The following is a 23,239-nucleotide window of genomic DNA, read 5'->3' as shown; positions in this document are numbered from 1 at the left end:
CAAGATGAAAAAATGGCTATTGGTGCTGCTGTGCGCCCTGCCCATGCTGGGCCAGGCGGCAGGTTATACCCAGACCCGCTACCCCATAGTGCTGGTGCACGGTCTGTTCGGCTTCGACAAGCTGCTCGGGGTCGACTACTTCTACGGCATCCCCCAGGCGCTGACCCGGGATGGCGCCAGGGTCTATGTGGCTCAGGTCTCCGCCACCCAGAGCTCGGAACTGCGCGGTGAGCAGCTGCTCAGGCAGGTGCAGCAGGTGCTGGCCATCACGGGGGCGGAGAAGGTAAACCTCATCGGCCACTCCCACGGCGGCCCCACCATTCGCTACGTCGCCTCGGTCGCCCCCGAGCTGGTCGCCTCCGCCACCAGCGTGGGCGGGGTCAACTACGGCTCGGAGATCGCCGATCTGGTGCGCGCCAACGTGGCACCGGGCTCGGTGGCCGAGAAGCTGGCGGTGGCCGCCGCCTCCGCCCTGTCCGGGGTCATCTCGCTGCTCTCCGGGGGCAGCCAGCTGCCGCAGGATCCCCTCGCCGCCCTCGACGCACTCACCAGCGCCGGCGCCCAGCGCTTCAACCAGCGCTACCCCGAGGGGCTGCCCAGCCAGTACTGTGGCGAAGGGCCCATGCAGGCCGCCAATGGTGTCTACTACTTCTCCTGGAGCGGACGCGGCACCATGACCAACATCCTGGATCCGGTGGATCCGGCGCTGGCGCTGACCGGCAGCTTCTTCAAGGAGCACAACGACGGCCTGGTCGGGGTGTGCAGCAGCCACCTCGGCAAGGTGATCGGCACCGACTACCGGATGAACCACTTGGACGAGGTGAACCAGTCGTTCGGCATTCGCCACCTGTTTGAGACCGACCCGGTCAGCCTCTATCGCCAGCACGCCAACCGCCTGCAGAGACTGGGGCTATGAGCAAGGCATGGCTGATAGCCGCTCCGCTGGGAGCGGCCCTTCTGCTGGGGGGCTGGCAGCTGTGGTCCGCCCTGAACTCCACCCCAGCCGCTCCCCCGGCGCAAGAGGCAGGGCCGAGCTCCACCCAGGCCCGGCAGGCGGCCTCCTCGCCCGATGAGAACTCGCTGCAGGCCCGCTATGAAGCCTTTCTCGCCGCCGAAGGCAGCCTGACGGTACCGACCGATCCGGGTCTGGCCAGCCTGCAGGTGCTGTTCGACGAGCGCGAGCAGTTGCGCCAGCAGAGCTTCACCCCGGCCGAGCAGGAGCAGCTGTTTGCCGAAGATCGGCTGATGGAGCAGTGGACCCTGCGCCGCAAGGCGCTGGCGGAGGCTGGCGATGCCGACAAGCCGCTGCTGGCGAGCGAGCTCGAGCTCTGGCTGGCGGAGCAGCCCCAGTGGTTTCGGGAGGCGGAGGCCAACAGCCGCCTGCTCGGCGACCTGCAGAGTCTGGAGCGGCTGCCCGCGACCGAGCGGGACGCCGTGCTGCGCGAGCAACTGGGGCCGGAGGCGGCGGACCGGCTGCACCTGCTGGCGGAGAGTCAGCAGGGATTCGAGCAACAGCTGGCCGGCTATCTGGCCGAACTCAAGCCCCTGCCCGACGAGCGCCGGGCCGAACAGCAGCCGGAGATCCTGGCGCGCTGGTTCGAGCCCGACCAGTGGCGACGGGTGGAAGCCCTCACCCGGCTCAGGCTGGGCGAGTCGTCACCACAATAAATAAAAGGGGGTCCATATCTGGGCCCCCTCGCTTCATGCTGAAACCGTGCTTACAGCGGCTTGTTGGCGCCCGGCAGCGGCTGCCAGGTGAGGCGGGTCACCTGGGTTCCCTGCACCTCGCACTTGAGGCTCAGATCCTGCCACCCCTTCTCCTGGCGCAGGGAGACTTCCCCCTCGATGCCCTCGGCACGGGTCTTGAGCTTGGCCTGCTCGAAGGTCACCTTGTCACCCCCGGCCAGTGCCATCAGCTTGCCGTTGCAGAGCCAGTGGGCGAGCTCCGCTCCCTTGAGCTTGACGCCCCCCTTGGCCGCCTTCTGTTCGGCCGGGCTCTGGGCAAACAGTTTGCCCAGCTCGGCCGCCCGTTTGGTGAGCCAGACTTCCCGCTGCTGCATGCTCATCTTGCTGACGAACTCGGCGGGCTGGCCCTTCTCGTCCAGCCACTGGGTCAGCTTGCCGCCGTCGTCAAAGGCGAACTGGGCGGCGGGCTCCTTCACCCCGAAAAGCTTGCCGCCCTTGAAGTAGTAGCGGCTCTCCCCTTCCAGCTTGCCCTGCTCGTTCATGATGGGCACGGCGATGATGACGGGAGCGCCATCCACCCAGGCCTTGATGTCGACGCCGTCGTGGCTGAACAGACGGGTATCGAGGGCGCTCTCGGCCCCCTTTTCCATCAGGGAGAACTGCTCGGCGAGGGAGGCCGCCACGGAAGGCAGGGAGCAGAGCCCCAGTCCCAAGCCGAGGCTCAGGGCGATCACGGTATTGCGCATAAGTGTCCTGTGATTGGCCGGTGGGCCAAGGTTAGCTTTCTATCAGCCAGGCCCGTAGCCCCTCCCGGTGGCGCTCGCTCAGGGGGATGGACTGGCGGGACTGGTAGTCAAAATGGATCAGGGTGGTTTCGGCGGTCACCGCCAGCTCGTCCCCCTGCCAGGCTTCCTGCCAGAGCGTGAAGGAGCTGGAGCCGATCCGGCGGACCCCGGTTTTGATCAATACCTGCTGGCCGTAGAACAGCTCCCGTTTGAACTGCACCGTGTAGCCCGCGATGATCAGATGCCAGTTGTGCACATCCAGCTCGGGGGAGAAGATGCGAAACAGCGGGTCGCGGGCCGATTCAAACCAGACCGCCGGCACCGTGTTGTTGATGTGGCCGAGGGCATCTGTCTCTTGAAAACGGGGTTGGATCTGCATTTCCAGCATGGATATCGACTCCTTGTCGTTGGACCGCGCTCAGGCTAACGCGGCCCGCCTTTGGACTCAAGCTCCCCCGTCGTATCGCCGGCGCCGACGGCCAGCTCCGGACGCAGCCAGGCGCTGCGAAAATCGAACCAGCCGAGCGCCGTCATCCGCACCCCGTGCACGCCGACCCGGCTCTCCAGCTCCAGCCAGTGGTGAAACAGCGGTACGAACCAGCCCTGCTGCTGCACGCTTGCCAGCAAGGCGCGCGGCCCCGGCTCCTCACCGCTGGCACGCCACTGCGTCAGCCCCTGCCACAGACGCTGCTGACTGCCCCACACCTTGCGCAGCAGCGGGGTGCCCTGCAACCAGGCGTAGGGGGCGAAGGCATGTTCGTGCTCCAGGTTGAGAGTGCCGAGCCAGAGATCCACGTCCTCGTCCGCCCCGCTCACCCAGCGGCCGTAATCCAGGGTGCGCACCTCGAGCCGGATCCCCTGCTCTGCCAGCAGGCTGCTCATGGCGTTGGCACACTCGTTGAATTCCAGGTGCTGGTTGAAGCAGGCCAGCACCAGCTGGCGCGGCAGCTGTTTCGGCGTCGGCAGCGGGGCCGGCTGCGCCTCGCGCCAGTGGGGCAAGAGGCCAAGTGCGCTGGTCCAGCCTCGCTGCAGCTCGGGGGCGACCCGCGCCATCAGGGCAATGGGGTTGAGCAGGCCGGCCAGCCACTGGCGCAGGGCGGGATCCTGCAAGGGGGCGGATCTGTCGTCCTGCAGCAGGAAGTAGCAGCCGGATTCCAGCTCCGACTCGCCGCGCATGGTGCCGAGCTCGGGGCTGTCGCGCCCCAGTTGCAGGTGACTCTCCAGCCGCTCCGCCAGCTCCGGCAGCATCCAGATGTCGATCTCGTCGAGCAGGGCGCGCAGGCCGAAGTAGTCGTCGAATGCCTCGAGGCACAGCTGCAGCGGATCGTTGGCGGTCACCCGGTAAGGACCTGTGCCTACCGGTTGCAGGGCAAAACCCGCCTCCCCCTTGAGCTCGCGCGGCAGGATGGCCGCCACCGGCTCGGCCAGCAGCTGGGGCAGCAGAGGATCCGGGCTGTCGAGATGAAGATCCAGGGTGCGCGGCCAGGGACTCTCCAGCCGCGCCAGATGGGCGAACAGCGGGCGATCGCGCAAGACCAGCAGGCTCTCCACCACGTCCTCCACCACCAGCTCGCGGCCGTGGTGAAAACGCACCGCCGGCCTCAGGTAGAAGCGCCAGTGACAGGGGCCCAGACACTCCCAGTGGTGGGCCAGATCCCCCTCGATTTCCCCATTTTCCTCATTTCGCCGGGTCAGGCCGTTGAAGATCTGGCGGCTCAGATGGATTTCGGAGCGGCGCAGCGGGCCGGTGGGCAGCAGGCGCGGCAGCGGCCGGTAGTAGGGCACCCGCAGGATCTGGCGCCCTTCCCGGGTGGCCTGGCCGAGCTGCTCGATCAGCAGCGGAGTGAGCAGATCGAGGCGATCTTCGGCCAGCCGCACCGCCTGCGCCAGCTGGCCCTGGCTGAGCAGATCCCGCAGCCGGCGCCGGGTCAGGCTCTCCTGGTTGTCGAGCAGGGTGAGCCGGGAGCGCCGCCCCCGCCCGGCCTCCGCCGCCCAGCCGAGCCAACCCTGATCCTGCATGCGGCGCAGCAGCAGGCGGGCGTTGCGCGGGGTACAGCAGAGCAGATCCGCCACCTCGGCGAGGCTGATCTCCCGCTCGTCGCAGCCAAGCTGCTGGGCGAGCCGTTGGAATTGCTGGTAAAGGCGGCTGGTAGGCATAAAAGAGGAAATCCTGTTGCTGAAAGTCATCAGTTTTTACTTCCGCATTTTAGCTCAATACTGCTGGCGAACGTGAGAACCACAGCAGAGGAGCACCATCATGAGCCACGCCAACCCCATCAAACCGAACCGGATCCAGCAGATCCTGCGCCGTTACTTCAAGCGGATCCTGCCCAGGCCGCTGACCCTGATCGAGGCTCCCATGAGCCAGCTAAACCGCCTGATGCAGTGGGATATGAACCAGATCGACGATCGGGAGTATCGCCGCCGCCTCTGAGCCCCCTTCTCCCGGATCGCACAAGGAGGGGCGCAGTTCGCCAGCGGGCGCAATTGCTTTGCCGGATTGGGTGGTTTACATCGGCGCTGGGCCTGATAGATTGGACGTCTATCCATCTATAACTGCTACCCAGCAACATCCAACAAGGAGTGTGTGATGAAAGATGCGACCCTGGCCCTGCACCACGGCTTTGCCAGCGACCCCACCACCAAGGCCGTTGCCATACCCATCTACCAGACGGTGGCCTACGAGTTCGAGAGCGCCCAGCACGGGGCGGATCTGTTCAATCTGGCGGTGCCAGGCAACATCTACACCCGCATCATGAACCCCACCAACGATGTGCTGGAGCAGCGGATGGCCGCGCTGGAAGGGGGCATCGCCGGCCTGGTGGTCTCGGCGGGTTCCGCCGCCATCACCTACGCCATCCAGGCGCTGACCGCCGCCGGCGACAACATCGTCTCCACCCCCCAGCTCTATGGCGGCACCTACACCCTGTTCGCCCACATGCTGCCGAGCTTCGGGGTCGAGGTGCGCTTCGCCAAGGATGACAGCGCCGAGGCCATCGCCGCCCTCATCGACGACAACACCAAGGCGGTCTACTGCGAGAGCATCGGCAACCCGGCCGGCAACATCGTCGATCTGGCGGCCTTCGCCAAGGTGGCCCACGCCCGCGGCGTGCCGCTCATCGTCGACAACACGGTCGCCACCCCGGTGCTGTGCAAACCCATCGAACACGGCGCCGACATCGTGGTGCACAGCCTGACCAAATATGTCGGCGGCCACGGCAACTCACTGGGGGGCGTCATCGTCGACTCGGGCAAGTTCCCTTGGGCGGATCACGCCGAGCGCTTCCCCCAACTCACCAAACCCGAACCTTCATATCACGGGGTGGTCTATACCGAGGCCTTTGGCCCGGCCGCCTTCATCGGGCGGGTGCGCACCGTGCCGCTGCGCAATACCGGCGCGGCGCTGGCGCCAATGAACGCCTTCCTGCTGCTGCAGGGGCTGGAGACCCTGAGCCTGCGCATGGAGCGCCACGTGGACAACGCCCTGCGGGTGGCCCATCACCTCAAGCATCACCCCAAGGTGGCCTGGGTCAGCTACGCCGGTCTGCCGGGTCACCCCCACTACCTGCTGGCGGAGAAATACATGGCCGGCCGCCCCTCGGCTATCCTCTCCTTCGGCCTGAAGGACGGCTACGAAGCGGGCGTGCGCTTCTACGATGCGCTCAAGATCTTCAAGCGGCTGGTCAACATCGGCGACGCCAAGTCGCTGGCCTGCCACCCCGCCTCCACCACCCATCGCCAGTTGAGCGAGGAAGAGCAGGCCAAGGCCGGGGTGAAACCTGAGATGATCCGGCTGTCGGTGGGGATCGAGGCCATCGAGGACATACTGGCGGATCTGGATCAGGCGCTGGAGGCCTGAGTCAGTCAACGCAGGAGCGGGCATCCAGCCCGCTCTTTTTTGGCCAGCGGTGAACCCGCCACCGCGCCGCTGCGTATCACCGCCTTCCGTCACTGCGTCGAGGTTTCCATGATAGTCCTGCACCACCTGAACAAATCCCGCTCCCAACGCATCATCTGGCTGCTTGAAGAGCTGGGCCTGCCCTATGAGATCAAAGCCTATCAGCGCGATGCCACCACCTTTCTGGCACCGCCCGAGCTCAAGGCCATCCACCCCCTCGGCAAGTCGCCGGTCATCGAGTTCGACGGCCGGGTACTGGCGGAGTCGGGCGCCATCACCGAATACCTGATCGCCCGCCACGCCCCGGAACGGCTGGCCCCGGCCACCGACAGCCCGGACTATGCCGAATACCTGCAGTGGCTCCACTTCGCCGAGAGCTCCGGCATTCTGCCGCTGCTGCTCGACATGTTCGTGCGCAAGGACGGCAGCCCGATGCGCTTCCTGCCGGACTACGCCAAGGCCGAGTGCGCCAAGGTGCTGGGCTACCTCGATGAGGTACTGGCAAGCCGCCGCTATCTGGTGGCCGATCGCCTCACCGGCGCCGACATCCTGAACTCCTTCCTGGTGGATCTGCTGGCGCAAAGCGGCCAGCTGGCCCAGTTCCCGCATCTGCAGGCCTACTGGCAGCGACTCAACACCCATCCGGCCCGCCAGAAGGCAGCGGCGCTGGAGCGCGAGCTGGACCGCAGCGCCGGATAAACGGCCGCGCCTGGCGACACCATGCAAAACGCCCCGAGATCGGGGCGTTTTTTTCTGCTCGACAGCCAGATGATCAGAGCGCGTGGGACAGGATCCTGGCTGCACTTATTGTCCGGATCGCCTCTTGGCCAGGGGCCTCAGGCCTAGAGGGCGTGAGAGAGGATCCGCGCTACCTTGTCGGGATCTATGTCCTGCTGCTCCCCGAGGGCGGTCAGGCCGAAACGCTTGAGGTTGGAGCAGATGCCGGGGATGCAGCTCTCGCTCAGACCGTAGTCGGCGAGGCGGGTGCCCACTCCCATCTGCTGGAAGAACTGCTCGGTGCGGATGATCGCCTCCTCGATGCGCAGCGCCTTGTCCTCGCGGCTGGAGTGCCATACCCGCTCGGCGAACTGGGCCAGCTTCTCCTGCTTCTGGGCCGATTGCTCGCGCAGCAGGGAGGGCAGCACCACCGCCAGACTCTGGGCATGATCCAGCCCGTGCAGGGCGGTGAGCTGGTGACCGATGGCGTGGGTGGACCAGTCCTGCGGTACGCCACGACCGATGAGGCCGTTGAGCGCCAGGCTGGCCGCCCACATCAGGTTGGCGCGCACCTGGTAGTTGGTAGGCTCCGCCAGCGCGCGCGGACCGTTGTCCACCAGCACCTGCAGCAGGCCTTCCGCCAGCCGGTCCTGCACCTCGCCCCCCACCGGGAAGGTGAGGTACTGCTCGATGATGTGGACGAAGGCGTCCACCACCCCGTTGCCCACCTGGCGTGGCGGCAGGCTGTAGGTGGTCGTGGGATCCAGCACCGCAAACACCGGCTGCACCAGCGGGTTCATGAAGGAGAGCTTGGCCTCCCCGCGGCTCACCACGGCGGCCGGGTTGCTCTCCGAGCCGGTGGCCGGCAGGGTCAGCACGCAGCCCAGCGGCAACGCCCCTTTGATGGGGGCCTTGTGCAGCAGGATCTCCCAGGGATCCGCCCCCTCGAAGCAGGCTGCGGCGGCCACGAACTTGCTGCCATCCACCACGGAACCGCCGCCGACCGCCAGCAGGAAGTCGATGCGCTCGCGCTTGACCAGGGCCACCGCCTCCATCAGCTGATCGTACTGGGGGTTGGCCCCGATGCCGGGAAACTCCAGCCACTCCCGTCCCGCCAGCGCCTGGGTCAACTGCTCATAGACCCCGTTCTGTTTGATGCTGCCGCCGCCGTAGAGCACCAGCAGGCGGCTGCCGGCCGGGATCAGTTCGGGCAGCCTGGCGATCTGGCCGTCACCGAAACAGACGCGGGTAGGATTGGCATATTGGAAGTTGTACACGGCAGAGCCCTCGGTTGAATGCATGCAGGGGAATTGTGCGCCTGTGGCTCCGGCAGGTCAAAAAACGGGAGCCGGCTATCAAATTGCGCAGCGGGGGCCGGGCTAGCGGAAAGATGTGATGCGGCGCCACTCCTGTTTCCGTGCCGCTCTGCTATGGTCTCTCTGGGAACCGGGTGTTCCACTCTCATCGCCCCGCTCCCACCCTCCTCACTCTTTTGTTGATAAGGTCTGACACATGAAACTCAAGCATGCATGGATTGCCGGTTTGCTCTCCCTCTCGACCTGCCTGGCACAGGCCGCCGAGGTGGCGGCCGAAGTCACCACGGCCCCTGGCAAGGCCAATCTGGTGGAAGCCGTCTCGGCCCAGGCCACGGTCACTGCCATCGATATGGCCAGCCGCAAGGTCAGCCTGAAAAACGCCGCCGGCGAGGCATTCGACATCGTCGCCGGTGAGCAGGTCACCAACCTGGCCAACCTCAAGGTGGGCGATACGGTAGCACTGAGATACATGCAGATGCTGGATCTGGAGCTGCTCAAGGGCACCGCCGGGGTGAGAAAACGTGTCGTGGAAGTGGCGGCCGACAAGGCCGAGGCAGGCGAGAAGCCGGGCGCCGGGATCGGCAAAAAGGTCACTCTCTATGGCGACGTCATCGCGGTCGACAAGGGGCAGCAGACCATCACGGTGAAGGGGGTGGATCATACCCTGGTGCTCAAGGTGCACAACCCGGCCCAGTTTGCGCTCATCGCCAAGGGCGACCAGATCAAGGCCGTGCAGACCCAGGCGGTGGGGATCGGCATTCTGCCCGAGAAGAAGTAGCGACGGCCTGAGTCGATGCAGCGGCCGGGCTCCGTCCGGTCACCAAGGGAGTGGCAGCCGCCCTCCCTTTTTTGCTGCCGTTATAGCGGCGCAGAGCGGCCCGTGCTGCGCCGCATCGGCAACCCGCTGGTGCCTGCACAGGGGCAAGTGATTGCCCCCACCGACCATGGATTGCCGTTCGAGTCATCCCGCCGCTCAGGCGTTCTTGGTCTCTTCCTTGGCGCTGCTCTTCTTGCCGGTGAGGCGGTCCATCGCATCCTGCAACATGGCGTCCCGCTGCTCGTTGAGCGGCTTGCTCTGCTCCGCCCGCTCCTCGGCAGTCAGCTGCTTGTTGTCGGCAATCGTCTTGAGCTTCTCTTCTATCTCGTTGAACTTCTTGCGATCAAAACCGAGCGCCTTGTCCACCAGCTGCTGCATCACGCCGCCCTTGTCGGAGCCGATGTCGAGCGCTGGCGGCAGCTTGCTGTTCTTGGCCAGGTGTTCATAGGTCAGCGCCTGCTGGGCCTGGCCAGTGATCCGCTGGGAGGAGAGGTTGACCAGATCTTCCCAGCCGCCCCCCTGACCGCTGTCGGTACTGCTGAGGGTGGCGAGGGCGCGGTTGTTGGAGGCGCTCTGGGCAAGCTGCTGGCTGTAGGGTTTGATATCCATGGGGGCTCCGGTCTGCATGCCGATCCGGCATGACGAGGTCGCTGATTCGATGGCATGAGGCGCCAGGCCCCATCATTGGCAATAAAACCAGCAAGTTGCAGGCCAACTTGCCAGATTGGCGCAGATCCCGGCTCGCACGGGCTTGCGAGCCTCCCGATGGTCATCTAGACGTCAGAATCATGACGCTGCGCTGCCCAATCGGCAGCTTCTGGTGCATATCGCTGCCTTTTTCACGCTTTACCAGACAAAGCAAAGGAACGGCTCATAGATCACAAAATAAACAACCAACGAGGCATACAATTTCGGCGCACAAAACGACCAGCAAGCAGTGTTATGGATGAAATGTTTGCGTCATCGACCATGAGCAGCACGATCCCCCGGCAGCGTATCGGCGGCCGATCGCACTGCGGCAGACCTGCATCCCACCGCCTGGCTTTCACTCACAGTTACGCTTCGGGCAATCCCATGAAAAAACACACCTTGAGTCTTCTCTCCGCCACCCTGCTCACCCTACTTGGTACCAGTGCCGACGCCTGTACCGGCCTCATCGTCGGCAAGGGCGCCAGTGCCGATGGCAGCGTGATGATCGCCAGAAACGAGGATTTTGGCGTCAACAACTGGAACAAGTACCTGGCCTTCCGGCCCGCCCAGCAGAACGAGGGCACAATCTGGAAACTGGGCAACGGGCTGGAAGTGCCGATGCCCAAGGCCTTCTTCGCCTACTCCGCCATCCGCGACTGGGATGCGACGTCCAGCGACCCGGCCGGCAAATATTATGAAGAGCGCGGCATCAACGAATTCAACGTCGCCATCTCGGCCACCACCAGCGCCGAGGTCAACGACAAGGCCCAGAAAGCCGATCCGCTGATCGAGAAGGGGGTCATCGAGGCCATCATCCCGACCCTGATCCTGCCGCAGGCCAAAACGGCCAAAGAGGGGGTCGCACTGCTCGGCCGCTATGTGGAGCAATATGGCGCCGGGGAAGGCAACAGCCTCTATCTGGCGGATGTGAACGAGGCCTGGCTGATGGAGATCGGCTCCGGCCACCACTGGATCGCGGTGCGGGTGCCGGACGACAGCTACGCCATGGTGGCCAACGGCCTGCGCATCCACGGCGTCGATCTCGACGGTGCCGATGTGCTGCACTCACCCAAGCTGCTGGAGTTCGTGCGCGAACACAAACTGCTGGATAACGCCGACCCGAAAGAGTTCAACTTCGCCAAGGCGTTCGGGGTCATCGCTGACCCGTATAACGTGGATCGGGAGTGGCTCGGCCAGAAAATGCTGACTGCCAGCCACCCGCAGCCGACCCGGCAGGCGCAATATCCGCTCTTTATGAAGCCGGATACCCCCATCGCCGTGCCGGACGTGGCCAAACTGCTGAGCGCCACCTATGAGGGCACCCCGCTGGCGGGCAAGGCGGAACGGCCGATCCGCATCGACAGGCAGCTCGAATCCCACGTCATCCAGCTGCGCAAGGAGATGCCCAAAGAGCTGCAGGGGCTGATCTGGCAGAGCTACGGCGTGCTGGCCGAATCGGTGATGGTGCCGCTCTACAACACCCTGGAGTCCTACCCCCTGCCCTATCGCACCGGCAGCGACAGCTACTCCGATGACTCCGCCTACTGGCAGTTCCGTAGCCTGACCGCGCTGGCCAGCGCCGATCCGGACAAGTACCTGCCGCTGCTGCGCGGCGTCTGGAGCAAGGAGAGCAGCAAGCTCTACCAGGAGGTGGCCCTGCTCGACCAGAGCCTGAAGCAGGCCTATGCCAGCGACAAGGCTACCGCCATCGGGCTGGCCGCCGACTACTCCTATGGCCAGCTGGAGCAGACCTATCAGATGGCCAAAGAGCTGCGCTACAAGCTGATGACGGATCTCACCAAGCGCACCGAGCAGAAGTACTCGCCGGAGGAGTTCAAGAAGATCATGAGCCTGTAATCGGCTCGCCAACGAAAAGAGGCTCCCTTGGGAGCCTCTTTTATTTTGTCAGCTGCAACCATCAGCGACGGCTGATATTGAGCGGGCCGAAGGTCTGCGCCACCGGCATAATCTCGATGCTGTTGATGTTGACGTGAGCAGGCTGCTGGCTGATCCAGAGCACAGTATTGGCGATGTCTTGTGGCTGGATCGCCTGCACGCCCTGATAGACGGTGGCCGCCTTGGCATCGTCACCGTGGAAGCGCACGTTGGAAAACTCGGTGCCGCCGCACAGGCCCGGCTCCACGTTGGTGACGCGGATGGCGGTGCCCGCCAGATCGGCGCGCAGGTTGAGGCTGAACTGCTTCACGAACGCCTTGGTGGCGCCGTAGACATTGCCGCCCGGATAGGGGTAGGTGCCGGCGATGGAGCCGATGTTGATGACGTGGCCGCGATTGCGCGCCACCATCCCCGGCAGCAGCAATCGGGTGAGCAGGGTCAGACCGCTGATGTTGGTGGCGATCATCTGCTCCCAGTCTTCCAGATCCGCCTTGTGGGCCGGCTCCAGCCCCAGCGCCAGCCCGGCGTTGTTGACCAGCAGATCCACCTCGCGCCACTCGGCCGGCAGCCCGTCGATGGCGGCGCGGGTGGCCGCCTTGTCCTGCACGTCGAACACCAGCGGCAGGAACTGCGCACCCAGCTCGTCGGCCAGCGCAGCCAGCCGTTCGCCGCGGCGGCCGGTACCGATCACCCGGTAGCCCGCCTGCACCAGCTGACGGCTGATGGACTCACCAAACCCGGACGAGGCGCCCGTTACCATTGCTATCATCTGAACCTCCATATCTACAGCGCTATTGTTATTTATCTGTTTGAAATCAATCTGATTCATTCATCGCTCAATTCACGCCCGGTCGCCCTGCGCCAGACAAACACCAGCAGGTGGAGCAGCAACAGGCCCGATCCCCCCAGCGCGAACAGCAGGCCGGTGAGGGCGTTGACCGAGGTGTCGGCGCCACACCACCACCAGACCAGCCAGCCGACCAGACCGATGACGAAGGTCTGGCCGGCGCAGACCGGGCAGCGCCCCAGCTTGGCCCTGATGGCGGTGGCGAGGCAGTTGTCGCAGCTCATCCCCTCTCCTCTCTCAGGCCTGCTTCAGCGCCAGCACCAGCCGGTGGGCGTGCTGACCGTGGCCATAATAGTCCGGCAGCTTCTGTCTGGGCCGAAAACCCAGCTCGTGATAGAGGGCCTGCGCCTCTTCATTGGCATCGCCTACCTCCAGCCGGATCGCCCCCCAGCCGGCCTCTTTGCCCTCCTGAATAACCTGCTCCAGCAGGCGGCGGGCCCAGCCTTGCCGGCGGATGGTCCAGCGGATGGCGAGGGTCTGGATGATCAGCCGATCCCAGCCCCTGTGCTCCAGCAGGCAGAGGTAGCCCATCAGCTGCTCCTGCTGGTCCAGCACCAGCAGGGTACGCCCCTTGGCGTGGGTCAGCAGATAGTGCCAGCGGCTGCGGCCAAAGGCGACTTCGGGGGGAAAACAGTAGCGTTCCAGCTTAACGATGGCGCCCAGATCATCGGTCCGGGCCGCGCGCACGGTCAACACGGGGAGTCCTTGTTCGGTTATTTATCTTCATCACCAAAAATGCGACTTGTATCACAAGTTACCAAGGCGGCATATTAGGCACTGTAACCTCTTGTTTCCCCTCGCGCCATTGTCGTGCTTGTCGGTGCATCGAAGCCCACTGGGGATCCTGCCATTCAAGGCAGTTTCATCTGTGGAGCCGAAAAAATGAGTACCTACGTCATCGTCGAAGAGCCGGGCGACTGGCCTTGCCATGCCGATTATCTGCTGACCGCCCGCACCTACCTGCAACACGGAGTGCCCACCACCGGCGGCCGTCCCCGCATCATCAACCTCTGTCGCAATCTGGAGCACCTCAGCGCCGGCTACTACTGCTCGCTGCTGGCCCAGGCGCGCGGCCACCACTGCCTGCCGGGTTTGCAGGCCATCAGCCAGCTGCAGCCCCAGCAGCCGCCTGCCAAGCTGTGGCGCAAGTTGCAGGGCTGGCTGGCCCTGCAGAGCGAGGACCGAATCCGGGTGCGCGCTATCTTCGGCCAGTGCGAGCAGAGCGAGCTGGCGGGGCTGGCCCGCTACTACTACGGCCTCAGCCAGCTGCCGCTGCAGGAGCTGACCCTCAAGCGCGGCCGCCACGGCTGGTCGGTGCGCCAGCAGCAGAGCCTGTCGCCGCTGGCGCTGAGCCCGAGCGAGAAAGCGCTGATGCTGCACCACGCCCAGGCACTGGTGGGCACCGGCGACGAGGAGCAGGCGGCGCCGCTCTACCAGCTCGCCATCCTGGTCGACCCCAACGACGGCCGCGCCAGCAGCGATGCCCTGGCGCTGGATCGCTTCATCCAGGCGGCGGCCGCGCAGGGGATCCGGGCCGAGATCCTGGCGCCATCGGCCATCGAGCGGTTGCCGGAGTTTGACACCCTCTGGCTGCGCTCCGAGACGGCGGTCGGCCACTACACCTTCGAATTTGCCCGCCGCGCCGAGCAGCTCAAGATGCCGGTGATCGACAGCTCCCGCGCCATTCTCGCCTGCAGCAACAAGCTCTACCTCTACGAGCTGATGGTGCGCAGCGGCGTGCCCATGCCGCCCACCATGGTGGTGACCCGCCGCGGCCGCCACCACGTGGATGAACTGGTGCAGCGGCTTGGCCTGCCGCTGATGGTGAAGGTGCCCGACGGGGCGCAGGGGCGCGATCTGGCCATGGCCAGCGACGAGCTGCAGCTGGCCCGCCTGCTGGATGAGGGGCTGGCCCGCTCCGCCCTGCTGCTGGTGCAGAGCCGGATCCCCGCCGAGTTCGACTGGCGCATCGGCTTTCTCGACGGCTCGCCGCTGTTTGCCTGCCGCCGTTTCCGCCCCGAGCCCGGCAACCGCATTCGCCGCCGCAAGCACCCCCTCGACATGAGCCGCATCGAGGCACTGCCGCTCAACGAGGTGCCGGAGCGGGTGCTGCAGACCGCCCGCCGCGCCGTCCATCAGCTCGGCAACGGCCTGTTCGGGGTCGACCTGCGCCAGCAGGGGCGCGACTGCGTGCTGCTGGAAATCATCGACAATCCCTGGATACGTGGCGATATTGAGGACAGAGAGGCAAAGGACCTCTACGAGCGCCTCGCCCGGGCCTTCCGCCAGCGGCTGGAAAACCGGGGGCAGAGCGCGGCCGGATAACAAGCATCGATAGCAGAGGTGGATATGATGACGACTGATTGGTGGGACATAGCGCCCCTTGGCTGGGAGAACATCCTGGTCTGTCTGGTGTGCGGCACTCTGGTGGGGCTGGAACGGCAGCTGCGCGGCAAGCCGGTCGGCATCCGTACCTCCTCGCTCATCATCCTCGGCACCTACTGCTTTCTCGCCATCGGTGCCGCCGTCAGTCCCCAGAGCGCCGATCAGGCGCGGGTGCTGGGCCAGCTCATCACCGGCATCGGCTTTCTCGGCGCCGGGGTGATGATGACCCGGGATGGCCAGGTACTGGGGGTCACCTCCGCCGCCACCGTCTGGATGCTGGCCGCCCTCGGCGCCCTCATCGGCATGCAGATGCTGCACCAGGCGCTGCTGCTCACCGGCGTCACCCTCTCCATTCTGGTCGGTGTCGACTATCTGGAGACCAGCTTCAAGAGCCTGCGCCGCGGAGTCCACAACCGGCTGGAGAGCTGGCGCCACGGCAATGGCCACGCGCAGGCTGCCCCCCATCAGGACGAACTCGGCAGCGGCATCGAGAAGTAACTTCCCCCATGAAAAAAGGGCTCCATCACGGAGCCCTTTTTGTTGCCAGCCTCGCTTAGCGCACCAGCAGGAAGCGGCCGCTCAGCGGCGGCAAATCCACCGTCACGCTGCTGCCACCGATGGCCAGGCTCTCGCCGCTTTGCAGATCCACCAGGGCGCTGGCACTGCGCAGCTTGCCGACCGGCACCGCGTAACTCTGGGGCGTGCCCGAGACGTTGAGCAGGTAGACTACTTGCTCCGCCGCCGTCTGCTTGATGTCGCCATAGACGCTCCCCTCGGCCACCAGCTTGACCCGCTCCCCCTGATAGAGGGCGGGGTGGGCGGCGCGCAGGGCCAGCAGCTGGCTGAGCCACTGTTTCAGCTCGCTCTGCTCGCTGCTCGGCACGAAGCCGGTGGCACCCGGCACCTTGCCGTCGCTGCGGGCCACGTGATCGTCACAGAGTCCCTGCGCGGCGCAGTCGCCCCCCACCTGCTTGGCAAAGCCCGGCACCTCGTCGCCAAACTCCTCGCCGTAGTAGAGGGTGATGGGGCCGGAGCGGGCCGCCAGGAAGCTGAAGGCCGCCTTGTGGCGCTGCCAGTAGTCCGCCGGATTGAAGTTGCCGCGCTCCAGCAGATCGCCGAAGCGCACCAGATCGTGGTTGCCCAGCATCAGGTTGGGCATGGCGTGGTTCGGGTAGTTCTCCACCTTGTTCCAGCTGGCGTCGAGCACGCTGGCCCCCTGCCCGCCCTTGCCGGACTCCTCCACCGCCAGCGCCTGCACCAGGCCGTAGCGCAGCGGGAAGTCGAACGCCGACGAGAGCGCCGGGTTGTCGCTCGGCCCATACGCCTGGGCGCGGATCTCGTCGGCGCCCTTCCACACCTCGCCCACCATGTAGCCGAGGGTGCCCCACTGCTGACCGGCTGCCTTGCGCGCCGCGCTGACCCGCTCCACCTCGCTGCGAATGGCGCGCCAGTCGTCGAGGCCGAGCTGATAGGCCTGATCGAGGCGCCAGCCGTCGATGCCGTACTGCTCGACCCAGTAGCGGGCCACCTCCTTGAAGTAGGCGAGACTCTGGGGCTGGCTGTAATCCACCAGCTGGCCGGGATAACCGGCACCGCCGCTCTTGAGGGCAGGCAGCCGTCCCTCGGGCGAAGGCTTGCTCACCCCCACCTTGTTGACGTGGCCAAACACCCCGTCGAGGAAGACGTAGAGGCCGCGCTGATGCGCTCCGTCCACCAGTTTCTTGAGCTGGACGTTGCTGCCGAAGTTGGGGTCCACGTTGAAGAAGTCGCAGGCGAAGTAGCCGGTGGCATCCAGCTTGTCGTCACCGCCTTGCCCCGCGCAGGAGTCGAACACCGGGGTCAGCCAGATGGCGTTGACGTTGAGGCTCTTGATGTGGTCCAGGCTGTCGATGATCCCCTGCAGATCGCCGTTGTGCTGGGAGGGGCCGTAACCGACGCCGTAGTTGGCGCTGCCGTCGCCGTCGACGAACGACTCCACCATCACCTGATAGGTGCGCAGATTGCAGGCCGGCTGATCATTGCCGTAGCAGGCGCGGCTGGCGGTGGCCGGCGGCGGGTTGGTGACCGGGGGCTGCTGGGGCTCGCTGGAGCCGCTCCCGCCTCCGCTGCCGCAAGCCGTCAATAACAGGGCGGCCCCGATGAGGCCGCCATGGCGCAACGTTCCTTGTTTCATTGTTATGTTCCCGCTGTGGTGGTATCGGCGCCCAAAGCGCCACACTGGGGCCATGATAGCGGCCCCGCCCGCACGGGTCTGTGACTGAAAACGTTACCTGGCTCAGTCGGTTGGCGCGCCGACCTAGAGCACGCCGGCCGAGGCGAAGCGGTAACTGACCGAGAGCCAGTAGGCGCGGCCCGGCTCCGGAATCCGCCCCACCTGCTCGTAGCCCAGCCCGGCCTGACTGGCGTGCACCGACTTGGAGAGGTGCTCGTAGTAGAAGGTGTCGAACAGGTTGTCGACCCCGGCCGACAGCTGCCAGCCCGGCTGGAACTGCCAGGCGGCGCTCAGGTTCATGGTGAAGAAGCCCGGCGTCTCCCCCTGATCCTGGCCGGCTACCGTGCCGGAGCCCACATCGACCCGATCCTGCGCGGCCACGGCGCGGCCCAGCAGGGTCAGGTTCCACGCCTCGGCCGGCTGCCAGCCCAGCGCCAGCTTGCCATCGAGCGGCGGCATCTGGGCCAGCGGTTGGTGATCACTCCGGTTTTCGCCGTAGACCACCGCCAGACCGCCATCGAGGCGCCACTGCTCGGCAAACTGCCAGCGCCCTTCCAGCTCGCCGCCGCGGGTCTGGGCGTCGATGTTGCGCACCTTGTTTGACTTGTTGTTATAGAGCAGATAGTCCTGAATGTCGGCGCTAAAGAGGGAGAGGGTCAGATCCAGTTCGCGGCTGCGCAGGGCCAGCCCCGCATCCCACTGGCGGCTGCGCTCCGGGTTGAGGGTGAAGGGCACGCTGTCCTTGCTGCGCTCCCAGTAGTCTGGCGCCCGTTTCGCCTGTCCCCAGGCCAGATAGCTCGACCAGGCCGGCGACCACTGGTATTCGTAGCGGCCAAAGCCGCTGTCCAGGGTCAGGGTATCGCTGTAGAGGGTCTGCTCCCCCGCGCCGTAACGGGTGGTCTCGACCCTGTCCTGCCGGTAACCCCCCTTGTAGCTGTGGGCCCCCTGCTGGCGGCCCAGCTCGGCAAAGCCGCCCTGCTGCTCGAAGCGCAGGGTGCGCTGGCGCGGCTGGCTGGCGTAATCCACCCCGCTGCGGGCCCTGTGCTGATCCCGGTTGGCATCGAGCCCGGCGGTCAGCAGCCAGTCGGCCGGCAGGGCGATGTCGTTGGCCCAGCGCCCGCCGGTGTTGCGCCGGTCCGGGTTGGAGAGCATCTTCATGCCGCTGTTCGGGCGCAGGCTGAAGTTGTCCATGATGTGGTCGATGTCGTTGTCCCACAGGGTCAGTTCGCTGCGCTGCCAGTGGCGGCTGATCTGCTCCTGCCTGAGCTTGAGGCCGAAGGATTCGCGGTCAAACATGGGGCCGTCCATGGTGCGATCCGCATAGGCGGCGCGGGCGTTGCTGCGCTCGGCGGTGAGCTCCAGCCAGGTGTGCTCACTGGGCGTCCAGCCAAGCTGGGCGGTGCCGTTCTCGCGCCGGTAGAAGGAGCGCACCTTGTCGCCGTGGCCGTCGCGATAATCATCGCTGTCGGAGTGGGTGAACTGGCCGCGCAGATAGCCCTGTGGCGCCCCTACTGTGGCATCCAGCATCTGGTCGTCACGCCCGAAGCTGCCATAGAGCGCCGATGCCTCGGCCTTGACGCCGGGGGCGGTGAACTCGGGCCTATCCCGCTCGAACAGCACGGTGCCCGCCAGGGTCGCCCCCTGCTCGAGGGATTGCGGCCCCTTCAGCACCCGGATCCGGTCGAAGGACTGGGGAAAGACGTAGGCGGTGGGCGGGTCCATCCGGCCGCCGCAGCCACCGGCCAGCATGCCGCCATCCATCTGTACGTTGAGGCGGGACATGCCCATCCCCCGCAACACGGGATCGCCACCCAGCCCCCCCTTGCGCACCATGCTCATGCCGGTGACGTTCTTGAGGTAACCGGCGCCATCGGCCGCCGGCATGGGGGAGCCTGGCTTCTTGGGATCCAGGGTCACCTCCAGGGTGCTGGCGGGGCGGCTAGCGACCACCACCATGGGCTCCAGTTGCTGGACCGGCTCCTGGCCGGCAGCACCGTGACAGGCAAAACCGCCCACCAGCAGGGCCAGCGGGGTGCGCATATGACAAGCCATACTCTTTCCTTATCTCTCTGTTTATTTTGTTTTTTTAATTTCGACCGACAAACTATTCAGCTGCTGGAAGGTTTGCCGTCAGGCTGCAAAAAAGGCCTGCTGCGCGGTGGCGGCAAGCCCTTTGAGGCGAAGCCAAGCTAGGGTTGGCAAAATGTTGCGCAGGTTTTACCCAAATTGGGTGAGGAAGGCAAACGCTCAAACATTCCCGTTACAGGAATCTTGGGGTGGTTCACAAAAACAGGGGGTTAGCTGAACGCTTCCCGCTCGTCGATGGGCTTGATCAGGTGATAGACCTCGTGGGCCGACAGGATGCAGCCGGCGGGCCACTCCAGCTGGTGATGGCGATTGATGAAGACCCGGGCGCAGCGCCGCTCCGAATCCAGCGCCGCGAACAGCGGCTGGGTGCGCCAGGGGGTCAGGTCCAGCGCCCCCGTGGTACCGTCCGAGAGCACCACGAACAGGCTCCACCCTTGCAAATATTCCACATCGATAAAGACCGGCATCCCTTCGGCTCCGATTGAGAAAATTCGGCGCCATTATAGATAAGCCCCCCGCACCGCTTTGCCGGCAGGATCACAGTTTTTCCAGCCGTTTATGCTGTCTTCGATCCCTGCGCGCCCTCACATAAAAATCATAAATCGTGCCAAAACATCCTTTTAAACAGCACCTACACGCAACCTTTCCCCAGGCCCGCTGTCATAACCCTGCAATATAAAAACAATGCGCCCGTGGACGGGTGCAAACAGGCTTGTAGGAACAACAATGACCACTATCAGACGATGGCTGGGACCGTTTTGGCCCATCGCCGTTTTTTCATTGATCGCGCTAGTTTCTCTCTCCATCAGCCGGCTCGCGCTCGGCCTCTGGCAGCTGGAGCGGGTCGACGCCGTCGCCGGCTGGCAGGAGATGCTGCTGCAGGGGCTGCGGGTCGACTTCGCCACCCTCTGCTGGCTGTGGGGCGTGCCCGCCGTGTTCACCCTGCTGCTGGCCGGCCCCCATGCCGTCGGCCGTGCCTGGCTGCAGTTCATCCGGGTCTGGCTGACCCTGGGGCTCTGGCTGCTGCTCTTCCTGGAGATCTCCACCCCCTCCTTCGTGACCGAGTACGGGGTGCGGCCCAACCGCCTCTACATCGAATACCTCATCTATCCCAAAGAGGTGTTCGCCATGCTGTGGGCCGGCCGCAAGGGCGAACTGCTGCTGGCACTGCTGTTCAGCGGTGCCGTGCTGGCGGGCGGCTGGTGGCTGAGCGGCCGCTTGCTGCGCGGCATCAGCTTCCCGCGCTGGTACTGGCGGCCCGCCTTCGCCCTGCTGATCCTGGCCATCGGTTTTCTCGGTGCCCGCTCCAGCCTGGGCCACCGCGCCCTCAACCCGGCCATGGTGGCATTTGCCAGCGATCCGCTGGTCAATGCGCTGACCGTCAACTCCTCCTACTCCCTGTTCTTCGCCATCAACCAGATGGAGGATGAAGAGGATGTCAGCAAGTTCTACGGCGAGCTGCCCCGTCAGCGCATTCTGGATCTGGTTCGCCAGGAGAGCGGCCGCGAATCCCACGAATTCAGCTCCGACACCCTGCCCAGCCAGACCTTCAACGAGGCCAGCTACGGCGGCAAGCCGAAGAATCTGGTGATCCTGCTGCAGGAGAGCCTGGGCGCCCAGTTCGTCGGCTCCCTCGGCGGCCTGCCGCTCACCCCCAACATCGATGCCTTGTCGAAAGAGGGTTGGGCGTTCGAGCAGCTCTACGCCACCGGCACCCGCTCGGTGCGCGGCATCGAGGCGGTGCTGACCGGCTTCACGCCGACCCCGGCCCAGGCCGTGGTCAAGCTCGGCCGCAGCCAGACCAACTTCTTCACCATCGCCGATCTGCTCAAGCAGCGGGGCTACGACACCAGCTTCATCTACGGCGGCGAGAGCCACTTCGACAACATGCGCAGCTTCTTCCTCGGCAACGGCTTCACCACCATCGTCGAGCAGAAGGACTTCAAGAATCCGGTGTTCGAGGGCTCCTGGGGCGCCTCTGACGAAGACTTGATGGCCAAGGCCGACGAGACCTTCCAGGCACTCAGCAAGCAGGGCAAGCCTTTCTTCAGCCTGGTGTTCAGCTCGAGCAACCACGATCCGTTCGAGTTTCCCGACGATCGCATCGCCCTCTATGAGCAGCCCAAGCAGACTCGCAACAACGCCGCCAAGTACGCGGACTACGCCATCGGCGAGTTCTTCAAGAAGGCGAAGCAGTCGGACTACTGGAAGGACACCCTGTTCCTGGTCATCGCCGATCACGACAGCCGGGTCAGCGGCGCCAGCCTGGTGCCCATCCCCCGCTTCCACATTCCGGGAGTCATCGTGGGTGACGGCATAGCGCCGAGACAGGATCCGCGCATCGTCAGCCAGATCGACATGGCGCCGACCCTGCTCTCCCTGATGGGGATCAGCGCCGACTACCCCATGCTCGGCAAGGATCTGACCCGCATGCCCGCCGACTGGCCGGGGCGCGCCATCATGCAGTACGACAAGAACTTCGCCCTGATGCGCGGCAAGGACGTGGTGATCCTGCAGCCGGAGCGAGCGCCGGAAGGCTTCATCTATGAGGATGCGACAGAGACGCTCACCCCGGCGCCGCAGCCGGCCACCATGAAGGATGCCGCCCTCGGCCTGGCGCTCTGGGGCAGCCTCGCCTACCAGCAGGGGCTCTACCGGACGGCGCCGGATACCCGCACCGTGCTGAACTGAGCGCCATAAAACAAAACCCGCCGATTGGCGGGTTTTTTGTGGGAGGCAGACGGGGCGTCAGGTGTTGAGGAAGCAGGGCAGCGAGCGGCTGAACTTGTGCTCGAACACCAGCGAGGTCTCCAGGTGCACCACCTCTTCGCGGGAGGTGAAGTGATCGAACACGAAGTTGCGCAGGTGCTCGGTGTCGGCGACGCACAGATGCACCAGGAAGTCATCCTTGCCGCCCATGTGGAACAGGCTGATCACCTCGGGCAGGGCCAGGATGGCGTCGCGAAATGCATCGATGATCTGGCGGCTGTGGCGGGCCAGCTGCAGCGACACCATGGCCTGGATGTGACCGCCGAGGGCCTGGTAATCCACCTCGCAGTGGGCGCCCTTGAGCACCCCGTCCTGCTGCAGCTTGCGTACCCGTTCCAGACAGGTGGACGGTGCCACCCCGACCAGCGCGGCCAGATCCTTGTTGGTCATGCCCGCATCGCGAAACAGATGGGCCAGGATATCCAAATCCAGTTGATCCAGGTTTCTCATCTTTACTCCTTGAACCGCTCAATTTTTTAGACTCTGCCCGTAAACCGGGCCGAACACAACGCAGATTGACATCGGGGCCGCGCCCCCTATGCTTTGGCGCACTCAAAAACCGGGTCAAGCCCGGCTTGCCTCGCCGTTGCTGGCGTCATAAGGATCTTTATGCACCCGTCTCACCCCTTCTGGAGCCAGGAAGTCCCCCGCGTCGATGGCCAGCTGCTGCTGACCCCCTGCCCCGGCACCCAGCAGGTGGCGCTGCCGCTGGCACTGGGCCAGCTCAAGCTGGCCGGGGCGCACGGCGTGCTGACCCTGATGACCGATGCCGAACTGGCCCGGCTTGAACTGGGCAGGCTTGGCCAGCAGATCGAGGCCGCCGGCATGCGCTGGTTCCAGCTGCCCATCGAGGACGATCAGGCTCCCGATGCCGCCTTCGAGGCCGCCTGGCATCAGGCTCTGCCAGAACTTATCGGACTGCTGCGGGACGGCAAGCACCTGGTCATCCACTGCAAGGGCGGCAGCGGCCGCACCGGGCTGGTGGCAGCAGCCCTGCTGATGAGCCTGGGCCAGCCCCAACAGGAGGCGATGACCGCCATCCGGGCCCACCGGCCCAAAGCCTTCACCCTGGCCTGCCACCGCCAATGGCTCGACGGGCTGGCGGCGCGGCTGGCCGAGGGCGACTGAGCCAG

General features: G+C 65.3%; 23 protein-coding genes. 11 read left to right on the top strand and 12 right to left on the bottom strand.

Annotated elements, in window-relative coordinates; genetic code table 11:
• The first annotated feature begins 4 nt into the window (after nucleotides 1–4).
• Nucleotides 5–916 (top strand): lipase family alpha/beta hydrolase, encoded by a 912-nt coding sequence (locus PG899_RS16485; protein WP_179101494.1) that lies wholly within the window; start codon nucleotides 5–7, stop codon nucleotides 914–916.
• On the top strand, nucleotides 913–1,668 hold the full coding sequence (locus PG899_RS16480; protein WP_077097569.1) for a lipase secretion chaperone: 756 nt from the start codon (nucleotides 913–915) through the stop codon (nucleotides 1,666–1,668). Before PG899_RS16485 ends, PG899_RS16480 begins: the two co-directional genes overlap by 4 nt.
• A gap of 50 nt (nucleotides 1,669–1,718) precedes the next feature.
• Here PG899_RS16480 and PG899_RS16475 read toward each other — a convergent pair whose 3' ends face one another.
• The 3 genes from PG899_RS16475 to sgrR are packed head-to-tail and all read right to left on the bottom strand — an operon-like array spanning nucleotide 1,719 to nucleotide 4,628.
• Nucleotides 1,719–2,432, bottom strand: coding sequence for a hypothetical protein (locus PG899_RS16475; protein WP_077097567.1), 714 nt, complete (start codon nucleotides 2,430–2,432; stop codon nucleotides 1,719–1,721).
• Between the two features lie 31 nt (nucleotides 2,433–2,463).
• Nucleotides 2,464–2,859, bottom strand: coding sequence for an acyl-CoA thioesterase (locus PG899_RS16470; RefSeq protein ID WP_039215100.1), 396 nt, complete (start codon nucleotides 2,857–2,859; stop codon nucleotides 2,464–2,466).
• A gap of 35 nt (nucleotides 2,860–2,894) precedes the next feature.
• Nucleotides 2,895–4,628: an HTH-type transcriptional regulator SgrR gene (gene sgrR, locus PG899_RS16465; protein WP_179101493.1), complete on the bottom strand. Its 1,734-nt coding sequence runs from the start codon at nucleotides 4,626–4,628 to the stop codon at nucleotides 2,895–2,897.
• A 100-nt stretch (nucleotides 4,629–4,728) separates the two neighbouring features.
• Here sgrR and PG899_RS16460 point away from each other — a divergent pair, with 100 nt between their 5' ends.
• From PG899_RS16460 to PG899_RS16450, 3 genes are all read left to right on the top strand, one after another.
• Entirely contained in the window at nucleotides 4,729–4,905 is a 177-nt protein-coding gene (locus tag PG899_RS16460; protein WP_077097563.1) for a hypothetical protein, read from the top strand.
• A gap of 156 nt (nucleotides 4,906–5,061) precedes the next feature.
• Entirely contained in the window at nucleotides 5,062–6,330 is a 1,269-nt protein-coding gene (locus PG899_RS16455; RefSeq protein WP_077097561.1) for an O-acetylhomoserine aminocarboxypropyltransferase/cysteine synthase family protein, read from the top strand.
• Between the two features lie 108 nt (nucleotides 6,331–6,438).
• The gene (locus PG899_RS16450) at nucleotides 6,439–7,068 is read left to right on the top strand and encodes a glutathione S-transferase family protein (protein ID WP_179101497.1); all 630 of its coding nucleotides are present in this window, start codon (nucleotides 6,439–6,441) and stop codon (nucleotides 7,066–7,068) included.
• Nucleotides 7,069–7,211: 143 nt separating this feature from the next.
• On the opposite strand, the gene PG899_RS16445 is transcribed toward PG899_RS16450, so the two are convergent.
• A complete protein-coding gene (locus PG899_RS16445; RefSeq protein WP_077097558.1) occupies nucleotides 7,212–8,387 on the bottom strand; it encodes an iron-containing alcohol dehydrogenase in 1,176 nt (391 codons plus the stop codon).
• A gap of 211 nt (nucleotides 8,388–8,598) precedes the next feature.
• Here PG899_RS16445 and PG899_RS16440 point away from each other — a divergent pair, with 211 nt between their 5' ends.
• Complete coding sequence (locus PG899_RS16440; RefSeq protein ID WP_017408897.1) at nucleotides 8,599–9,180, top strand: hypothetical protein; 582 nt, start codon at nucleotides 8,599–8,601, stop codon at nucleotides 9,178–9,180.
• A 195-nt stretch (nucleotides 9,181–9,375) separates the two neighbouring features.
• Here PG899_RS16440 and PG899_RS16435 read toward each other — a convergent pair whose 3' ends face one another.
• Nucleotides 9,376–9,828: a hypothetical protein gene (locus tag PG899_RS16435; protein ID WP_077097556.1), complete on the bottom strand. Its 453-nt coding sequence runs from the start codon at nucleotides 9,826–9,828 to the stop codon at nucleotides 9,376–9,378.
• A gap of 465 nt (nucleotides 9,829–10,293) precedes the next feature.
• Here PG899_RS16435 and PG899_RS16430 point away from each other — a divergent pair, with 465 nt between their 5' ends.
• Nucleotides 10,294–11,766: a C69 family dipeptidase gene (locus tag PG899_RS16430; protein WP_190283842.1), complete on the top strand. Its 1,473-nt coding sequence runs from the start codon at nucleotides 10,294–10,296 to the stop codon at nucleotides 11,764–11,766.
• Nucleotides 11,767–11,827: 61 nt separating this feature from the next.
• Here the strand turns inward: PG899_RS16430 and PG899_RS16425 are convergent, their stop codons facing one another.
• Genes PG899_RS16425 through PG899_RS16415 form a run of 3 tightly spaced genes read right to left on the bottom strand, consistent with a single transcriptional unit; the run spans nucleotide 11,828 to nucleotide 13,348 of the window.
• Entirely contained in the window at nucleotides 11,828–12,574 is a 747-nt protein-coding gene (locus tag PG899_RS16425; protein WP_077097552.1) for an SDR family oxidoreductase, read from the bottom strand.
• Between the two features lie 56 nt (nucleotides 12,575–12,630).
• On the bottom strand, nucleotides 12,631–12,876 hold the full coding sequence (locus tag PG899_RS16420) for a DUF3624 domain-containing protein (RefSeq protein WP_049046857.1): 246 nt from the start codon (nucleotides 12,874–12,876) through the stop codon (nucleotides 12,631–12,633).
• Between the two features lie 13 nt (nucleotides 12,877–12,889).
• The gene (locus PG899_RS16415) at nucleotides 12,890–13,348 is read right to left on the bottom strand and encodes a GNAT family N-acetyltransferase (protein WP_077097550.1); all 459 of its coding nucleotides are present in this window, start codon (nucleotides 13,346–13,348) and stop codon (nucleotides 12,890–12,892) included.
• 186 nt (nucleotides 13,349–13,534) lie between these two features.
• On the opposite strand from PG899_RS16415, the gene PG899_RS16410 reads away from it, so the two are divergent.
• Together PG899_RS16410 and PG899_RS16405 are read left to right on the top strand one after the other, a co-directional pair.
• Nucleotides 13,535–14,977 carry a RimK family protein gene (locus tag PG899_RS16410; protein ID WP_077097548.1) on the top strand — a complete coding sequence of 481 codons (1,443 nt, stop codon included), beginning with the start codon at nucleotides 13,535–13,537 and terminating at the stop codon, nucleotides 14,975–14,977.
• Nucleotides 14,978–15,001: 24 nt separating this feature from the next.
• Nucleotides 15,002–15,535, top strand: a complete 534-nt coding sequence (locus PG899_RS16405) for an MgtC/SapB family protein (protein ID WP_016349269.1) — start codon at nucleotides 15,002–15,004, stop codon at nucleotides 15,533–15,535.
• 55 nt (nucleotides 15,536–15,590) lie between these two features.
• Here the strand turns inward: PG899_RS16405 and PG899_RS16400 are convergent, their stop codons facing one another.
• From PG899_RS16400 to PG899_RS16390, 3 genes are all read right to left on the bottom strand, one after another.
• Nucleotides 15,591–17,210, bottom strand: coding sequence for an alpha-amylase family protein (locus PG899_RS16400; protein WP_179101498.1), 1,620 nt, complete (start codon nucleotides 17,208–17,210; stop codon nucleotides 15,591–15,593).
• A 123-nt stretch (nucleotides 17,211–17,333) separates the two neighbouring features.
• Nucleotides 17,334–19,301, bottom strand: a complete 1,968-nt coding sequence (locus PG899_RS16395; RefSeq protein WP_077097581.1) for a TonB-dependent copper receptor — start codon at nucleotides 19,299–19,301, stop codon at nucleotides 17,334–17,336.
• Nucleotides 19,302–19,546: 245 nt separating this feature from the next.
• A complete protein-coding gene (locus PG899_RS16390) occupies nucleotides 19,547–19,804 on the bottom strand; it encodes a DUF2442 domain-containing protein (protein WP_011704466.1) in 258 nt (85 codons plus the stop codon).
• 259 nt (nucleotides 19,805–20,063) lie between these two features.
• On the opposite strand from PG899_RS16390, the gene PG899_RS16385 reads away from it, so the two are divergent.
• On the top strand, nucleotides 20,064–22,028 hold the full coding sequence (locus PG899_RS16385; RefSeq protein ID WP_077097583.1) for an LTA synthase family protein: 1,965 nt from the start codon (nucleotides 20,064–20,066) through the stop codon (nucleotides 22,026–22,028).
• Between the two features lie 57 nt (nucleotides 22,029–22,085).
• Here PG899_RS16385 and PG899_RS16380 read toward each other — a convergent pair whose 3' ends face one another.
• Entirely contained in the window at nucleotides 22,086–22,556 is a 471-nt protein-coding gene (locus PG899_RS16380; RefSeq protein WP_011704464.1) for an Lrp/AsnC family transcriptional regulator, read from the bottom strand.
• A gap of 159 nt (nucleotides 22,557–22,715) precedes the next feature.
• Between PG899_RS16380 and PG899_RS16375 the strand changes: the two genes are divergently transcribed.
• Nucleotides 22,716–23,234, top strand: coding sequence for a cyclin-dependent kinase inhibitor 3 family protein (locus PG899_RS16375; protein ID WP_270697504.1), 519 nt, complete (start codon nucleotides 22,716–22,718; stop codon nucleotides 23,232–23,234).
• The last annotated feature ends 5 nt before the right edge of the window (nucleotides 23,235–23,239 follow it).

Source organism: Aeromonas sp. QDB39 (genome assembly GCF_027707585.1).
In the GTDB taxonomy this organism is placed as follows: Bacteria; Pseudomonadota; Gammaproteobacteria; order Enterobacterales; family Aeromonadaceae; genus Aeromonas; species Aeromonas hydrophila.
Note: the sequence above shows the minus strand (reverse complement) of the source record. Positions and strands in the feature narration are given on the sequence as shown.

Coding starts and splice junctions, on each gene's coding strand:
- PG899_RS16485 (WP_179101494.1), top strand. CDS start 5: ATGAAAAAATGGCTATTGGTGCTGCTGTGCGCCCTGCCCATGCTGGGC.
- PG899_RS16480 (WP_077097569.1), top strand. CDS start 913: ATGAGCAAGGCATGGCTGATAGCCGCTCCGCTGGGAGCGGCCCTTCTG.
- PG899_RS16475 (WP_077097567.1), bottom strand. CDS start 2,432: ATGCGCAATACCGTGATCGCCCTGAGCCTCGGCTTGGGACTGGGGCTC.
- PG899_RS16470 (WP_039215100.1), bottom strand. CDS start 2,859: ATGCTGGAAATGCAGATCCAACCCCGTTTTCAAGAGACAGATGCCCTC.
- sgrR (WP_179101493.1), bottom strand. CDS start 4,628: ATGCCTACCAGCCGCCTTTACCAGCAATTCCAACGGCTCGCCCAGCAG.
- PG899_RS16460 (WP_077097563.1), top strand. CDS start 4,729: ATGAGCCACGCCAACCCCATCAAACCGAACCGGATCCAGCAGATCCTG.
- PG899_RS16455 (WP_077097561.1), top strand. CDS start 5,062: ATGAAAGATGCGACCCTGGCCCTGCACCACGGCTTTGCCAGCGACCCC.
- PG899_RS16450 (WP_179101497.1), top strand. CDS start 6,439: ATGATAGTCCTGCACCACCTGAACAAATCCCGCTCCCAACGCATCATC.
- PG899_RS16445 (WP_077097558.1), bottom strand. CDS start 8,387: ATGCATTCAACCGAGGGCTCTGCCGTGTACAACTTCCAATATGCCAAT.
- PG899_RS16440 (WP_017408897.1), top strand. CDS start 8,599: ATGAAACTCAAGCATGCATGGATTGCCGGTTTGCTCTCCCTCTCGACC.
- PG899_RS16435 (WP_077097556.1), bottom strand. CDS start 9,828: ATGGATATCAAACCCTACAGCCAGCAGCTTGCCCAGAGCGCCTCCAAC.
- PG899_RS16430 (WP_190283842.1), top strand. CDS start 10,294: ATGAAAAAACACACCTTGAGTCTTCTCTCCGCCACCCTGCTCACCCTA.
- PG899_RS16425 (WP_077097552.1), bottom strand. CDS start 12,574: ATGATAGCAATGGTAACGGGCGCCTCGTCCGGGTTTGGTGAGTCCATC.
- PG899_RS16420 (WP_049046857.1), bottom strand. CDS start 12,876: ATGAGCTGCGACAACTGCCTCGCCACCGCCATCAGGGCCAAGCTGGGG.
- PG899_RS16410 (WP_077097548.1), top strand. CDS start 13,535: ATGAGTACCTACGTCATCGTCGAAGAGCCGGGCGACTGGCCTTGCCAT.
- PG899_RS16405 (WP_016349269.1), top strand. CDS start 15,002: ATGATGACGACTGATTGGTGGGACATAGCGCCCCTTGGCTGGGAGAAC.
- PG899_RS16400 (WP_179101498.1), bottom strand. CDS start 17,210: ATGAAACAAGGAACGTTGCGCCATGGCGGCCTCATCGGGGCCGCCCTG.
- PG899_RS16395 (WP_077097581.1), bottom strand. CDS start 19,301: ATGGCTTGTCATATGCGCACCCCGCTGGCCCTGCTGGTGGGCGGTTTT.
- PG899_RS16390 (WP_011704466.1), bottom strand. CDS start 19,804: ATGCCGGTCTTTATCGATGTGGAATATTTGCAAGGGTGGAGCCTGTTC.
- PG899_RS16385 (WP_077097583.1), top strand. CDS start 20,064: ATGACCACTATCAGACGATGGCTGGGACCGTTTTGGCCCATCGCCGTT.
- PG899_RS16380 (WP_011704464.1), bottom strand. CDS start 22,556: ATGAGAAACCTGGATCAACTGGATTTGGATATCCTGGCCCATCTGTTT.
- PG899_RS16375 (WP_270697504.1), top strand. CDS start 22,716: ATGCACCCGTCTCACCCCTTCTGGAGCCAGGAAGTCCCCCGCGTCGAT.